Origin of the sequence: Paenisporosarcina sp. NPDC076907 (assembly GCF_050269735.1) — a bacterium.
Classification (GTDB): Bacteria; Bacillota; Bacilli; order Bacillales_A; family Planococcaceae; genus Paenisporosarcina.
Genome location: NZ_JBNNIX010000002.1, coordinates 493,693 through 508,283, shown reverse-complemented (window position 1 = coordinate 508,283; position 14,591 = coordinate 493,693). Strand labels below are relative to the sequence as shown.

The window sequence follows — 14,591 nt, the reverse complement described above, 5'->3', positions numbered from 1 at the left end:
GTGGGAGAAGCTATCGTAATTACTTCAGGTAAGGGAGGCGTTGGTAAAACAACGACAACTGCTAACCTCGGGACTGCATTGGCACTTCAAGGCAAGAAAGTTTGTTTAATCGATACCGATATCGGCTTACGAAACCTTGACGTTGTGCTTGGTTTAGAAAACCGTATTATTTATGATTTGGTGGATGTTATTGAAGGACGTTGTAAAGTCCATCAAGCTTTAGTAAAAGATAAACGTTTTGACGATAAGTTATTCCTGTTGCCTGCAGCTCAAACGACGGACAAAAACGCGATTAACCCGGAACAAATGAAAGAGCTTGTGACGGAATTAAAACGTGATTACGACTATGTCGTGATTGACTGTCCAGCAGGTATTGAACAAGGATACAAAAACGCAGTTGCCGGAGCCGATCGTGCAATCGTTGTCACAACTCCTGAAATTTCAGCAGTGCGTGACGCGGACCGTATCATCGGCTTGCTTGAGCAAGAAGATATTGCACCGCCTAAATTGATCATTAACCGTATTCGTCAACATTTGATGAAATCCGGTGATGCTCTCGATGTCAATGAAATCACGACGCATCTATCTATCGATTTGCTGGGTATCATCATGGATGACGAAAATGTCATCACCTCTTCCAACAAAGGGGAGCCAGTTGTCATGGACCCAACAAACCGTGCAGCTCTAGGCTACCGCAACATTGCCCGCCGTATTCTTGGCGAATCTGTTCCATTAATGTCATTGGAACAAGAACGCAAAGGCATGTTCTCGAAAATCAAATCCATTTTTGCTAAATAAATTATCTGAATCCCCCACTTTCATATCGAGTGGGGGATTTTTTTAGGGGGAGATAAGACTGAATAATTTGAAAACGTATCAATTGAGTGTTTTGAGAATGTGTGTGCTGCATTCGAGAGCTGGTGAGGTAAGAATAACGGAAGGTGAATATAGGACAACTAAAGCGGGTTTTGCTGGAGAAGAAAAAGTCATCCAGTTTTTAAAAGAAGCTCGTTTGTCTAAGGAAACGCTTGTTTTTCGGAATGTGTTAATGGACGGAACCCAAATAGATATTCTTGTGGTTAATCCAAAATTCATTTGCGTCTTGGAAGTGAAAAATATAACGGGTGAATTATTCTTCAGTGTAGTCAACAAGCAATTTTATCGCTTGAATAGAGATGGCCAGAAGGAAGGAATGCGTAATCCAGAGTTGCAACTGCAGCGTGCAGTCAACGTACTGCAAAGGCGTCTCCACAGTAAAGCGGTTGATTTACGAGTGCGGGGAATGATTATTCTAGCGAGTCGATCCGGGATCGTTGTTGAATCCCCTCAATTATTCCCTGCCATTCCGATAGATGCACTGACAGATAGATTAGAGAATATGGAAGCGACGAGTGTCGATTTATTAAGTAATGATGACTTGAAGATAGTAAGGAAGATGATGAAGAGAGAAGCGGTCAAAGTTCAAGATCGTCAGATATTCGAAAGACTGAACATTGATGTTCGAAATTTACGACGTGGTGTGAGGTGTACAGAGTGTTTCAGCATTGGAATGAATCGTACATATTCGACGTGGATTTGTGTTAGATGTGGATGTCGTGACAAAGATGCACATTTTGCTAGTTTGCAAGAGTATCAACTGTTATTCGGACGGGAAATTACCAGTAAAGAATTGAAATGGTGGCTAGGTATTGATGACCGTTTTCTAGGATTGCGAATTTTGAACCATGCACATGAATCATATCAATTCGGTCCGAAGAATAGATTATATTTATTGAAGTTTGAACCATGGAGATTGGAGCAGTTTTTAGCTTCCGAAATGAGTAAGCGTTAACGGATTTTGGTGAGTTGCTCCCAAATTGAGAAAGTTGCTCCAAAACTATCAAGAGTTGCTCCCAAATCACAAAAGTCGCTCCCAAATCTCCATTGTTGCTCCAAAATCCCCAGATTAGTAGAAATAAACCGAACAAGCCCTGCATATACTACCCGAAAAGGGGGGCTGCAGCATGAAATCTACAAGTAAATGGATCATCGCATGCATATTTACCATTGGTATTATCGCAACAATACAAATACAGGAACGAAATGACCAAACTTCACAACTTCGCACTCTATTTACGGAAGGGAAAGACATCCAAATGGTTCGCGAGTTCGTACTCGCTCAGTTTCCAACAAGCTCGCAACCAGAAATTATACCAGTAAGTGCTACTCCCCAAAGAGACCCTATGATTCCAACAATGGCTTCCTACGAATCTATGCAACCGTATGAAGAAGGCGTGCTTGTTTCCTATGATACCTTGATTGAGGTTGTCGCTCGCGAAGATGGGATCATTCTTTTTACAGGTCATACCCCACATACAGGAAAAACGATGACAGTCCTTTATGATAGTGGGGATACTGTAACATATGGATTTGTTGAAAACTTTTCTAATCTACCTTATACAGCGGTGGCGGCCAATGATTTAATAGCGGAAGTGAAGCCGGGTTCCATGTTTGTGAAAGTGGAACGTGACGGAGAATTTCTTGAACCGACAGCGATTAAAGAATGGATGAACGATGTACTTCAATAAAATTCGCATGCATCCCATTATGATCCCGATTATTATTTATCTGATTGCTACTGCGCAACTCGCGCATTACAGCATCATTTTTGGCTCCTTACTGATTCATGAGTTGGGGCATATTGCGGTGGCAAAATGTACGGGCCTTAAAATGACCAGTTGCACCATTCTCCCGTATGGTGGCGAAATAAAAATTAAGAATCTTCATTTGGCTCCTACTCATCATCAGTGGCTCATTGCGATTGCTGGGCCACTGGCAACCGCGGTTCTTTATTTACTTGCCCAACCTTTCCAATTTCCTGGACAGGCTTTTTTTAATGAGGTCCAGTTGACCATATTAGCATTGAATTTGATTCCAATTTTGCCGCTGGACGGCGGACAGGCATTGAAAGCCATATTGTCAAAACGTTATCATGAGACGTTATTAGCGCTGTCTATCAGCATTTCAACGCTCTTGATTTTGGTGACATTTGAAAAACTTCACCTGGCCTTGATTTTCACATTCATCGTCTTACAAAATATTCGTTCTTGGCAATACCGAAAGTATGAAGAAGCTTTCTATAAAATTGTAACGAAGCAGTTGACGCTGCCTTAGCATTATGGTAAAGTTTTAATGTTATTGTTTGTAGCACCCGTGCTACTACAACCGCTCTGAAGAGGTTTAAGCATCTGCAAAGATCACCTCATTTAAGGCGAGTCTGAGTCTAAGAGGAGGTGCAGTAAAATGTACGCAATTATCGAAACTGGTGGTAAGCAAATCAAAGTTGAAAAAGGTCAAGAAATCTTCATCGAAAAATTAGGTGTTGATGCTGAAGACGTTTTCACATTTGACAAAGTATTATTCGTAGGTGGAGACAACGTGAAAGTTGGAGTTCCTTTCGTTGAAGGAGCAACAGTAAAAGCTACAGTCGTGAAAAACGGCCGCGGTAAAAAAATCACAGTTTTCAAATACAAAGCGAAAAAGAACTACCGTAAAAAACAAGGTCATCGTCAACCATACACAAAACTTGTGATTGATTCAATCAACCTATAAGATGTGTGACCGATGATAACTGTAACGATTGAAAAAGATCAATCCAATCACATTCATTCTTTTGAAATGAAAGGCCATGCAGAATTTGCTGAGCATGGAAAAGATTTAGTTTGTGCAGCCGCAACCGCTGTTTCTTTTGGAGCAGTCAATGCAATAGCTGAACTTACAAAAGTCATTCCAAACGTGAAGCAAGGACAAGACGGCGGGTTTCTCAAAGTCTCGTTTCCGCAGGATCTGGTTTCAACTTCGAATGAACAAGTGCAATTAATTGTACAAGCGATGATTGTTTCTTTACAAACGATTGAACAAGATTATGGACAATATATAAAAATAACCTTCAAAAAGTAGGGGGTGAAACAAATGATGTTAAGATTAGATCTTCAGTTTTTCGCATCGAAAAAAGGAGTAGGTTCGACTCGTAACGGACGTGACTCACAATCAAAACGCCTTGGCGCTAAACGTGCTGATGGTCAAATGGTTTCAGGTGGTTCAATTTTATACCGTCAACGCGGTACTAAAATTTATCCAGGTGAAAACGTAGGCCGTGGTGGAGATGACACACTTTTTGCGAAAGTTGACGGAATCGTACGCTTCGAGCGTTATGGCCGCGACAAGAAAAAAGTTAGTGTATATCCTGTAGCTCAAGAAGCTTAATTCAAACAGCCAAAGGACTGCATAACTGCAGTCCTTTTTCTTTTTCTCAAAAAACTGTACAAAAAGCGTATTCAATCAAATATGTTGCCTCTTAAATGTTGAAAACTACAACGGATTGATTTCAAGCGTATTACGCTTAACTTAAATGCAACAAAATCACTTCATTTCTTGGTATACTTAGGAAATGAGACTAGCATAATGGAGAGTGTGTGACGTATGACCGGAAAACCGTTTTCAGTAAATGAGGCATTGCGATTCGCACGCCATGATTTTTTGAATCAGTTGCAACTGATCAAAATGAATATTGATCTTGCACGACTGGAAGACGCGAAGGCGGCAATAGATCACTACACGACAGAAGTTAAAGCTTTTTATGAACTTTCTAAGTTGAATTTACCATTCACAACTGAATGGCTACAAACGGCCAATTGGCGTTTTCCTGGATTTCAAGTGAGTATTACAAACACTATTGATTCCAAATGCGATACATTGTTTGATGAACAAATCCAACATGTACTCGAAGAAGCAACGAACCTGTTACATCGACAGTTAGATCCGTTTACAGAACAGCTTTTGCACATTCATATTGTGTGTAACCCGACCACATTTAAACTGACGTTTGATGCGAGCGGTAAATGGCATCCTATTCAGAAAGAACTTTCGAAAGTACCACAAGTTTCACTGACCCATGAATGCAAAACGACCAAGAACTGGCGTTTTCATATAGAAGAAAGCAAGGAGGGATAGTCAATGTTTGTCGATCACGTAAAGATATTCATTAAAGGCGGAGATGGCGGCGATGGTATGGTCGCGTTCCGTCGTGAGAAGTATGTACCCGATGGTGGTCCTGCAGGTGGCGATGGCGGCCGTGGAGGGAATGTAATCTTTGAAGTGGAAGAAGGATTGCGTACGTTAATGGATTTCCGTTACAAACGTCATTTCAAAGCAGACCGTGGCGATCACGGACAAAGTAAAGGAATGCACGGACGCGGAGCGGGCGATTTAATCGTTAAAGTTCCACCGGGCACAGTCGTAATGGCTGAAGAAGGCGGACCAGTATTAGCTGATTTAGTTGAGCATGGTCAAAGAGCGGTTATTGCAAAAGGTGGACGTGGAGGACGCGGAAACATCCGCTTTGCAACACCTCAAAATCCGGCACCAGAGATTTCTGAAAAAGGTGAACCAGGACAAGAAATTGAAGTGGTTTTAGAGCTTAAAGTTTTGGCTGACGTAGGTTTGGTTGGATTCCCGAGTGTTGGAAAATCTACTTTGCTATCTGTCGTATCAGCAGCGAAACCAAAAATTGCAGCTTATCATTTTACAACAATCGTTCCGAATCTTGGAATGGTTGAAACAACGGATGGCCGTAGCTTTGCAATGGCCGATTTGCCAGGTCTTATTGAAGGCGCAAGCCAAGGTGTAGGTCTTGGTCATCAATTCCTTCGTCATATCGAACGTACACGCGTAATCGTACATGTTATTGATATGTCAGGTATTGAAGGACGCGATCCTTATGATGACTATATAACGATCAATGAAGAGCTTCGTCAATACAACTTACGTTTGACAGAACGTCCACAATTGATTGTAGCGAACAAAATGGACATGCCTGATGCAGAAGAAAACTTGGCAGAATTCCGTAAGAAATTACCGGAAGATGTGAAGATCTTCCCAATTTCAGCACTTTCACGTAAAGGCTTGAATGAACTATTATTCGCTGTAGCTGATTTATTGGAAGTGACAGAAGAATTCTTGATTCATGAAATGGCAGCAGAAGAATCAGACAAAACGGTTCTATACAAACACCAATCTGAACGTGATGGTTTCGAGATTTCACGTGATGATGATGGCGCTTATGTTTTAAGTGGTTCATCAATCGAACGCTTATTCAAGATAACCGACTTCTCTCGTGAAGACTCAATTCGTCGTTTCGCTCGTCAACTTCGTGGTATGGGTGTTGATGAAGCATTGCGTGAACGTGGTGCGGAAAATGGCGATACAGTAAGACTTCTTGAGTTCGAATTTGAATTCATCGAATAGAAAGTGAGGATGGACATATGAAAGACGTATCTGAACAACGATATTATTTAGTGCGTGAAGATGTGTTGACGGAAGCGATGCAAAAAACACTTGATGCCAAGCAGTTATTGCAAAGTGGAGAAGTCGCTTCGATTTGGGACGCGGTAAAAAAAGTCGACTTATCACGGAGCGCATTTTATAAATATCGGGATGCCGTCTTTCCTTTCCACTCCATTGTTCGTGAACGTATTTTAACAGTGTTTTTACAACTGGAAGATCGCAAAGGAACGCTTGCCACGCTATTAAATACAGTAGCTGAAGCACAGTGTAATGTGTTGACGATCCATCAGACAATTCCGATTCAAGGTCGTGCCAATGTGACGTTGTCGCTTGATGTAACCGCAATGAATATGCAATTGGATGATTTTATTCAACAACTGAAACGACTGGACTTTGTGGAATCAGCAGAAGTCATCAGTTCCGGCGCATCTTAAGGAGTGTCTTGCATGGTAATCAAAGATTGGGAATCTCGTGTGGCCTATTTGGGGCCAGAAGCATCGTTTACACATCTAGCGGCAGGAACTGTCTTTGCAGGGGAATGGCTTATGCCTTACGCGACCATCCCGGAATGCATTGAGGCAGTGGCAAATGGGGAAGTTGAATTTGCCGTAGTGCCACTGGAAAATGCACTCGAAGGCTCGGTACCTTTAACAATTGATTATTTGTTTCACGATGTGGAATTGCATGTTTCGGCAGAAATTTTGTCCCCGATCGAACAACATTTTATGGTGCATCCGGCGCAAGTGGGGAATGGACATGATATCGAAATGGTTTATTCACATCCACATGCCCTGGCACAGTGCCATAAATATTTGTATTATCGATTCCGTGGAGTACCTTTGGAACAGACGACATCCACTGCAGCCGCAGCGAAATATGTAGCTGAAAATCCAGAGCGTACAATTGCGGCAATCGGCAATGAGTTTGCTGCCAAGAAATATGGATTGACCATAGTGGAACCGAATATTCATGATCTTCATTTCAATCATACACGGTTTTTTGTTCTTCAAAAAAACAACATCAAACTTGATAAAAAAGGTCATGACAACTCGCCAAAAACAACACTCATGATTAAATTGCCTGTAGACGATAGATCAGGTGCGCTGCATCAAGTCTTGTCAGTATTTTCATGGCGACAGTTGAATTTAAGCAAAATTGAGTCTCGCCCTTTAAAAACAGGACTTGGCAACTACTTCTTTATCATGGATGTTCTCGATGATGAACAATCCGTCATGATGCAAGGTGCAAAAGAAGAACTGCGTGCTTTAGGGTGCGAAGTGAAATCTCTTGGTACTTATTTTACATACAAAAAGGAATGACCGCGGATCACGCAGTCATTCCTTTTTTTAACGTAGCAGATGAGTTTTGGAGCAACTTTTCGAAAATGGGATCAACTTTCACTGGTTTTGGAGCAACTTTTCGAATTTGGGAGCAACTTTAACGATTTGGGAGCAAATAACCGATTTCCACCTAATTAATGTCAACCTTCATCCGCCAAATAGCCCTTACTCCGCATTCCTTCAACAGCAGCTTCCAAAAATTCGTCAGAAGAGGCAGCTATCAAATGTAAATGAATCCCGTCCGTCAATTCAGATAAATAACTTGCGCCAGTTTCTTTTACGCGTGCCAAAAATAAATCGACTTCGTGTCGGTTCGAAACCATGATGGAGGCAGTAATTTCTCCGTAAACAGAGTGTTCGACTGTGACATTTTTGACTGTAACACCCGCATCAACCAATGTGTACAATTCATCCTGCGCATCCGCAGGTGAATGGACGCAGGCGATTTGGCGTTCAGACGCATGGTTTTCACTTGAATTCTTCATATATACGTATCCTTGACTCGTTGCCAAAATCGGTTCATTCCGTGCTTTTAATAAAGTCATGTCCCCAACGATCACTTGGCGGCTGACCCCTGCCTGTTTTGCTAATTCGGTGCCTTTGATTGGCTCAGAAGCTGCTTTTAGCAAGTCCAATAATTGATGACGTCGTTCTTCTCCTAATAATTTCTTCAACGCGATCCCGTCCTTTTCATGCATATCTATAGCACGTGTACTCATAGTTTATCATGTACAGCAATAATGTGACCAAATCAAAATGTGATTCATAGGATACATAGATGAAAGGGGGAATTATTTTGCACGTACATGTTGTGCAAAAAGGAGATACACTGTGGAAAATTGCAAAGCAATATGGTGTATCTTTTGATGAAGTGAAACGTTTGAACGCGCATTTGGCAAATCCTGATTATATCGTCCCCGGCATGAAGATTTTCGTGCCAACGAAGACGGCAAAAACACAGGAAATGATGGAGCATCCGTACAACAATAATCGACCTGTTAAGAAAATGAAGGAGGAATACACGAAGGAGCCTGCTCCGAAAGCGATTCCTCAACCAGCACCACCTATTCAAAAACCTACCATGAAACCAGCACCTCTTCCGATGCCACAACCGCAGCCAATGCCACAACCAATCAATCAACCAATCAATCAACATTTAACGAATCAAATGATGCCTCCATATATGGGCATTCCATACGGATGGATTCCAGTACCTGATATGGATGTTCATCTGCAAGTGCATTTACCACCGCAAGCAGCACCAGCGCCTGCACCAGTGCCACCTCCTAAAGCGATGCCAGCACCAGTACCGCCTCCAAAAGCGATGCCAATGCCAGCACCGGTTCCAGTACCAAAGGCATCGGAAGTTCCTGAGGCACATGGTTGGCAATTACTAGATTCCAGTTCCTTGACTGAATCATCACTTGAAGTACCGCCACTGCCACCTCAGTTCTATCCACAGCCACCTTGTGGCTGTGGGGCACCGCCGCCACCACCATGTGGATGCGGAATGCCTAAGCCATGTGGTTGTGGTAGACAGAATTTTGGGCATCAGCCGGGATATGGGCAATACCCATATCCGAATCAAATGCTAGGTGCACAGGAAAATAATCAAATGATGCCTCAGAACATGATGATGCCGCAACAAATGATGCCTCAGCATATGTCTCCATTCATGGCTTGCATGCCGTGTCATATGTGGCCCGCTCCACAAGGGCATAGGGGTTATCCGAATCCCGTTCGCTACTATTAAAGAGTGGAAAAAGGGCATTACGTTCAATTAAAGCCAAATGTGTGGAAATGGCAAATTGGACCTCATGCGTATTCATTAAAAAAATATGAATATGAAATAGATGCAGACAAGATTCGATATATACATGAACAATTAACAAAAGCGGGTGCGGATTTCATGGTTCCAATCGAACCATATCCAGACGCATTCGTAATTCAGCAGCCGTGGATTGAAGGTGGTAAGAAAGTTCAATTCAATCAAACGGAGGATCGAAAAAAATCAATTGAAGTGCTCCATCAACTGCACGCTACTAGAAATCAGGTAGCCTGGCAGAAGTCCGGTCTATTTCAAGAGATTGATTTGAATCGGAAGTGGGCTCATCGTTTGGAAAAATGGAAACAAGTTGAGCCCTTTCTGATACAAAAACTCGGTTCTTCCAAAACCCAGAGAATTACGAAGCTTGCCAAAGATTCTTTAGCTCAGCTGAAGCCAATCAAACGTGAAAACGTAACTCTGCTGCATGGAGATGTTGTTCATCATAATTTTGTGCGTGATCATAAAAACCAGATGTACATCATTGATTTTGATCTGGCCTGCATAGGACCAGCTGAGGTGGAACTTATTCTATGGTCTCACCGGGTATTACCGCACTTTGATTATGATTTAAATGCACTTATTAATGAACATCCTTCTCTTGCCAATATCGATTGGAACTATTTATTATTTCCGAATGAATTGATGCGCGAGTGGCTGTATGCGACGACTTTGTCAGATCTTCAACTACAAGGATTCTTACCGAAGTTGAAAAAATTCACAAACAGTGCATTGAAGCGGATGCCGCAGCTATGGGAAGATTGTGACCGTTTGACGTAAGAGAACTTCACAAAAAAACAGCACCATTGATGACGTCATCAGGGGTGCTGTTTTTGTTTTATTCTTTTTCGTATTCTGCGCCTTGTTCCTCTTGGATTTCCTCCGTTTTTTTATCTTCATCATGGTTACTGTGCAATTGGTTGTATTGCAATGTTTTGCTGTTCAATTCGTTTATTTCACCTTGTTCGTTTTGATTGTTTTGCTGATTGTTTTGATGTGTGAACGTATTATTATTTTTCTCCATCGTTAACGCCTCCAAGTTTAGTATTTTAAGATGTTGAACTTCTTTTCCCATCCACAATTAGATTGAAACATTTTCTTTCAACCATTCAGGGCAAAGAACTTAAATAGAAGCAGGGAATAACGTTTTTGATTCCTCTGTTTCTTCCTGCGAACATCCGTTTTATATGCTATAATCAGTACGTTGAATGTGAGGAGAGACTTTAAATGTACGATTACATAAAAGGTTTGGTTACCCGTGTGACACCGGAATATATGACTCTCGAACAACAGTCAATAGGGTGGCAGATTTTCACGCCTAATCCTTATGCGTTCCGTGTATCATCAGAGCCGCAACAAATATTTACGCACTTACATGTTCGTGAAGATGCACAACTGCTTTTCGGATTCGTTTCGCTTGATCAGCGTGAACTGTTTCGCAAGCTGATTCAAGTATCAGGCATCGGTCCAAAAGGCGCATTGGCTATTCTGGCAAGTGGACAACCATCACAGGTCGTTCAGGCGATTGAACGTGAAGATGAATCATTTTTAGTGAAATTTCCGGGTGTCGGAAAAAAAACGGCACGCCAAATGATTTTGGATCTAAAAGGGAAACTTGGTGATTTATCGATCGATTTCGACATGCCAAGCGCAGAAAATGAACTTCAATTATTCCCGGAAACGTCAGGAAAACACGAAATTGAAGAAGCATTATTAGCCCTTGCGGCACTCGGCTATTCAGAACGTGAATTAACCAAAGTGCGTCCGCAATTAGAGGCATTGCCAGAAGTATTGGATACGGAAGGCTATATGAAAAAAGCATTGCAGTTGTTGTTGAAACTCAGCTGATGAAAGGAGGTCAACGTCATGCAAGAACGGGTGATTTCGAGCGGTGTCTCAGAGTTTGATGAACGTTTTGAACAATCGTTGCGTCCGCAGTATTTGTCTCAGTACATTGGACAAGATAAAGTTAAGAACAATTTAGACATTTTTGTAAAAGCGGCCAAAATGCGTGAAGAGAGCTTGGATCATGTCCTTCTGTATGGACCTCCAGGACTTGGTAAAACCACATTGGCTGCCGTCATTGCGAATGAAATGAGCGTTAATATTCGCATGACGAGCGGACCGGCAATTGAAAGACCAGGTGACCTTGCGGCAATTGTCAGCTCGCTAGAACCAGGAGATGTGCTTTTCATTGATGAAATCCATCGTCTGAATCGCTCAATCGAAGAAGTTTTATATCCGGCGATGGAAGATTTTTGTCTGGATATTGTCGTTGGGAAAGGGCCAACTGCACGTTCTGTAAGGCTCGATTTACCGCCGTTTACGTTAATCGGTGCCACGACAAGAGCTGGCGCTTTATCAGCCCCGTTAAGGGATCGATTCGGCGTACTGTTGAGACTGGATTATTATGACAATCAGGCATTGACTGAAATCGTTTCCCGCAGTGCGAAATTATTTGATGCGGAAATAGACTATCCTTCTGCCGGTGAGATTGCCAGCCGTTCACGTGGAACCCCACGAATTGCTAACCGTCTGCTGAAGCGGGTCCGCGACTTTGCCCAAGTCAGAGGAAATGGTACCATTTCGCTTGAAACCGCTCAAGAAGCACTCGAATTGTTGCAAGTGGATGCATTGGGACTGGATCACATCGACCATAAATTGATTTTGGGGATGATCGATCGTTTTCGTGGCGGCCCAGTTGGACTCGACACCATCGCTGCTAGTATTGGTGAAGAATCGACGACAATCGAAGACGTGTATGAACCGTACTTATTGCAAATCGGATTCTTACAGCGTACACCTCGTGGCCGTGTCGTTACGAAACTCGCTTATGACCATTTTAACCTCCCTTACTTTGAGGAATAATGATTAAAGGAAGTATAAGAATGCAAGTAGAAGATTTTGATTTTCATTTACCAGAAGAATTAATTGCACAAACACCGCTTGCCGACCGAACTTCGAGCAAGCTTTTAGTTTTGGATAAAGACAGCGGGGAAGTGACGCATCATACTTTCAAGCATATTGTCGATGAATTTCAGGCAGGAGATTGCCTAGTCCTGAATGACACACGTGTGCTACCAGCACGTCTGATGGGCGTCAAGGAAGAAACGGGTGCAAACATCGAGCTGCTGTTATTGAAACAGACGGAAGAAGATGTATGGGAATCCCTTGTAAAACCAGCAAAACGCGTCAAAATCGGCACCGTCGTATCTTTTGGTGAAGGTTTATTGCGTGCGGAATGTGTTGGGGAAGCCAATCATGGGGGAAGACTGTTCAAGTTCACTTATGACGGCATTTTCTATGAAATCCTGGATCAACTTGGTGATATGCCATTGCCTCCATACATTCGCGAAAAATTGGATGACAAAGACAGATATCAAACCGTTTTCGCAAAAGAACGTGGTTCTGCAGCAGCACCAACAGCGGGCCTTCATTTTACGGATGGCTTACTGGATGAAATACGTGCAAAAGGTGTGGAAGTGGTGTTCATTACGCTTCATGTTGGTCTTGGAACTTTCAGACCTGTCAGTGTCGATTCAATCGATGACCATGAAATGCATTCTGAATTTTACCGTCTTTCTCAGGAAACGGCTGATACAATCAACCGAGTGAAAGAGTCTGGCGGACGCATCATTTCAGTCGGAACGACGTCCACACGTACACTTGAAACGGTAGCGAATAAATTTGATGGCAAATTGCAGGAAGATAGCGGTTGGACATCCATTTTCATTTTCCCAGGGTACGAATTCAAATGCATTGACGGCTTGATTACGAACTTCCATTTACCGAAATCAACACTCGTGATGTTGGTCAGTGCACTGACATCCCGCGATAAAATTCTGCATGCTTATGAGCAGGCAGTGAACCAGAAATACCGATTTTTCAGTTTTGGAGATGCGATGTTTATTCGCCCCTCCGCTAATCAGAAAGGAGTTCGTGCATGACAGCGATACGATACGAACTAATAAAAACTTGTAAACAAACAGGAGCACGTTTAGGCATTGTGCATACACCGCATGGTTCATTTGAGACACCAACATTTATGCCAGTCGGTACACAAGCGACAGTCAAAACAATGGCACCTGAAGAATTAAAAACGATGGAAGCCGGCATCATTTTGAGCAACACGTACCATTTATGGCTGCGTCCAGGCCACGAAATCATCAAAGAAGCAGGCGGTTTGCATAAATTCATGAACTGGGATCGTGCAATATTAACGGATTCTGGTGGCTTCCAAGTGTTCAGTTTAAGCGAATTCCGTAAAATTGAAGAAGAAGGCGTTCATTTCCGTAACCATATGAACGGCGATAAGCTATTCTTGAGTCCTGAAAAAGCGATGGAAATTCAAAATGCATTGGGCTCGGATATTATGATGGCATTTGATGAGTGCCCGCCTTTCCCTGCGACACGTGAATACATGAAATCAAGTGTGGAACGTACGTCACGATGGGCTGAACGTTGCCTGAACGCACACGCGCGTCCTGAAGACCAAGGATTATTCGGGATTATCCAAGGTGGGGAATATGAAGATCTTCGCCGTCAAAGTGCTGCAGACCTTGTTTCAATGGATTTCCCGGGTTACGCAATCGGTGGATTGTCTGTAGGGGAGCCGAAAGACATTATGAATCGTGTGCTTGAATTCACAACACCATTCATGCCTTCCAATAAACCGCGTTACTTAATGGGTGTCGGATCTCCAGATTCTCTAATCGACGGAGCGATCCGCGGCGTCGATATGTTTGATTGTGTATTGCCAACACGTATTGCACGAAATGGTACATTGATGACGAGTAACGGTCGTTTGGTCGTCAAAAGTGCTAAATATGCCCGTGACTTCGGACCAATCGATGAAAACTGTGATTGCTACGTATGTAAAAACTACTCACGTGCATATATTCGCCATTTAATCAAAGCGGAAGAAACATTTGGTATTCGTTTAACTTCGTACCACAATTTGCATTTCTTGATGAATTTGATGAAACAAGTTCGTCAAGCCATCCTTGAAGATCGTCTTGGAGATTTCCGCGAAGAATTCTTCGAACAGTACGGATACAATAAACCGAATGCAAAAAATTTCTGATTCTTGTATACTTGATGTA

General features: G+C 42.5%; 19 protein-coding genes and 1 other annotated feature. Of the genes, 17 read left to right on the top strand and 2 right to left on the bottom strand.

The annotated features are described in order from the left end of the window. From minD to pheA, 11 genes are all read left to right on the top strand, one after another. A complete protein-coding gene (gene minD, locus ACQKEV_RS10260; protein ID WP_427445359.1) occupies window positions 1–798 on the top strand; it encodes a septum site-determining protein MinD in 798 nt (265 codons plus the stop codon). A gap of 67 nt (window positions 799–865) precedes the next feature. Then, window positions 866–1,831 carry a nuclease-related domain-containing protein gene (locus ACQKEV_RS10255; RefSeq protein WP_427445361.1) on the top strand — a complete coding sequence of 322 codons (966 nt, stop codon included), beginning with the start codon at window positions 866–868 and terminating at the stop codon, window positions 1,829–1,831. A 172-nt stretch (window positions 1,832–2,003) separates the two neighbouring features. Further along, on the top strand, window positions 2,004–2,567 hold the full coding sequence (locus ACQKEV_RS10250; protein WP_427445363.1) for a hypothetical protein: 564 nt from the start codon (window positions 2,004–2,006) through the stop codon (window positions 2,565–2,567). After that, a complete protein-coding gene (locus tag ACQKEV_RS10245; protein WP_427445366.1) occupies window positions 2,554–3,153 on the top strand; it encodes a metalloprotease in 600 nt (199 codons plus the stop codon). The genes ACQKEV_RS10250 and ACQKEV_RS10245 overlap by 14 nt, the downstream gene beginning before the upstream one ends. A 39-nt stretch (window positions 3,154–3,192) precedes the next feature. After that, window positions 3,193–3,268: a sequence feature (ribosomal protein L21 leader region), on the top strand. 14 nt (window positions 3,269–3,282) lie between these two features. Continuing rightward, a complete protein-coding gene (gene rplU / locus ACQKEV_RS10240; RefSeq protein ID WP_427445368.1) occupies window positions 3,283–3,591 on the top strand; it encodes a 50S ribosomal protein L21 in 309 nt (102 codons plus the stop codon). Between the two features lie 12 nt (window positions 3,592–3,603). Next, window positions 3,604–3,939 (top strand): ribosomal-processing cysteine protease Prp, encoded by a 336-nt coding sequence (locus ACQKEV_RS10235; RefSeq protein ID WP_427445369.1) that lies wholly within the window; start codon window positions 3,604–3,606, stop codon window positions 3,937–3,939. A gap of 15 nt (window positions 3,940–3,954) precedes the next feature. Next, complete coding sequence (gene rpmA, locus ACQKEV_RS10230; RefSeq protein WP_269925482.1) at window positions 3,955–4,245, top strand: 50S ribosomal protein L27; 291 nt, start codon at window positions 3,955–3,957, stop codon at window positions 4,243–4,245. 216 nt (window positions 4,246–4,461) lie between these two features. Next, window positions 4,462–4,992: a Spo0B domain-containing protein gene (locus ACQKEV_RS10225; protein ID WP_427445371.1), complete on the top strand. Its 531-nt coding sequence runs from the start codon at window positions 4,462–4,464 to the stop codon at window positions 4,990–4,992. Window positions 4,993–4,995: 3 nt separating this feature from the next. Then, entirely contained in the window at window positions 4,996–6,285 is a 1,290-nt protein-coding gene (obgE, locus tag ACQKEV_RS10220; RefSeq protein ID WP_427445374.1) for a GTPase ObgE, read from the top strand. Window positions 6,286–6,302: 17 nt separating this feature from the next. Further along, window positions 6,303–6,758, top strand: a complete 456-nt coding sequence (locus ACQKEV_RS10215; protein ID WP_427445376.1) for an ACT domain-containing protein — start codon at window positions 6,303–6,305, stop codon at window positions 6,756–6,758. A 12-nt stretch (window positions 6,759–6,770) separates the two neighbouring features. Beyond that, complete coding sequence (gene pheA, locus ACQKEV_RS10210; protein ID WP_427445378.1) at window positions 6,771–7,643, top strand: prephenate dehydratase; 873 nt, start codon at window positions 6,771–6,773, stop codon at window positions 7,641–7,643. 161 nt (window positions 7,644–7,804) lie between these two features. On the opposite strand, the gene ACQKEV_RS10205 is transcribed toward pheA, so the two are convergent. Next, window positions 7,805–8,338, bottom strand: a complete 534-nt coding sequence (locus ACQKEV_RS10205) for a transcription repressor NadR (RefSeq protein WP_427445380.1) — start codon at window positions 8,336–8,338, stop codon at window positions 7,805–7,807. A 122-nt stretch (window positions 8,339–8,460) separates the two neighbouring features. Here ACQKEV_RS10205 and ACQKEV_RS10200 point away from each other — a divergent pair, with 122 nt between their 5' ends. Further along, window positions 8,461–9,417 (top strand): LysM peptidoglycan-binding domain-containing protein, encoded by a 957-nt coding sequence (locus ACQKEV_RS10200; RefSeq protein ID WP_427445383.1) that lies wholly within the window; start codon window positions 8,461–8,463, stop codon window positions 9,415–9,417. Between the two features lie 39 nt (window positions 9,418–9,456). Next, on the top strand, window positions 9,457–10,269 hold the full coding sequence (locus ACQKEV_RS10195) for a phosphotransferase (protein WP_427457863.1): 813 nt from the start codon (window positions 9,457–9,459) through the stop codon (window positions 10,267–10,269). Window positions 10,270–10,327: 58 nt separating this feature from the next. Here the strand turns inward: ACQKEV_RS10195 and ACQKEV_RS10190 are convergent, their stop codons facing one another. Beyond that, the gene (locus ACQKEV_RS10190; protein WP_427445389.1) at window positions 10,328–10,513 is read right to left on the bottom strand and encodes a hypothetical protein; all 186 of its coding nucleotides are present in this window, start codon (window positions 10,511–10,513) and stop codon (window positions 10,328–10,330) included. A gap of 203 nt (window positions 10,514–10,716) precedes the next feature. Here ACQKEV_RS10190 and ruvA point away from each other — a divergent pair, with 203 nt between their 5' ends. The 4 genes from ruvA to tgt are packed head-to-tail and all read left to right on the top strand — an operon-like array spanning window position 10,717 to window position 14,572. Then, window positions 10,717–11,337: a Holliday junction branch migration protein RuvA gene (gene ruvA / locus ACQKEV_RS10185; RefSeq protein WP_427445391.1), complete on the top strand. Its 621-nt coding sequence runs from the start codon at window positions 10,717–10,719 to the stop codon at window positions 11,335–11,337. Window positions 11,338–11,355: 18 nt separating this feature from the next. Then, window positions 11,356–12,357, top strand: a complete 1,002-nt coding sequence (gene ruvB / locus ACQKEV_RS10180; RefSeq protein WP_427445393.1) for a Holliday junction branch migration DNA helicase RuvB — start codon at window positions 11,356–11,358, stop codon at window positions 12,355–12,357. A 20-nt stretch (window positions 12,358–12,377) separates the two neighbouring features. Next, window positions 12,378–13,436 carry a tRNA preQ1(34) S-adenosylmethionine ribosyltransferase-isomerase QueA gene (queA, locus tag ACQKEV_RS10175; RefSeq protein ID WP_427445396.1) on the top strand — a complete coding sequence of 353 codons (1,059 nt, stop codon included), beginning with the start codon at window positions 12,378–12,380 and terminating at the stop codon, window positions 13,434–13,436. Further along, window positions 13,433–14,572 (top strand): tRNA guanosine(34) transglycosylase Tgt, encoded by a 1,140-nt coding sequence (tgt, locus tag ACQKEV_RS10170; protein ID WP_427445398.1) that lies wholly within the window; start codon window positions 13,433–13,435, stop codon window positions 14,570–14,572. The genes queA and tgt overlap by 4 nt, the downstream gene beginning before the upstream one ends. The last annotated feature ends 19 nt before the right edge of the window (window positions 14,573–14,591 follow it).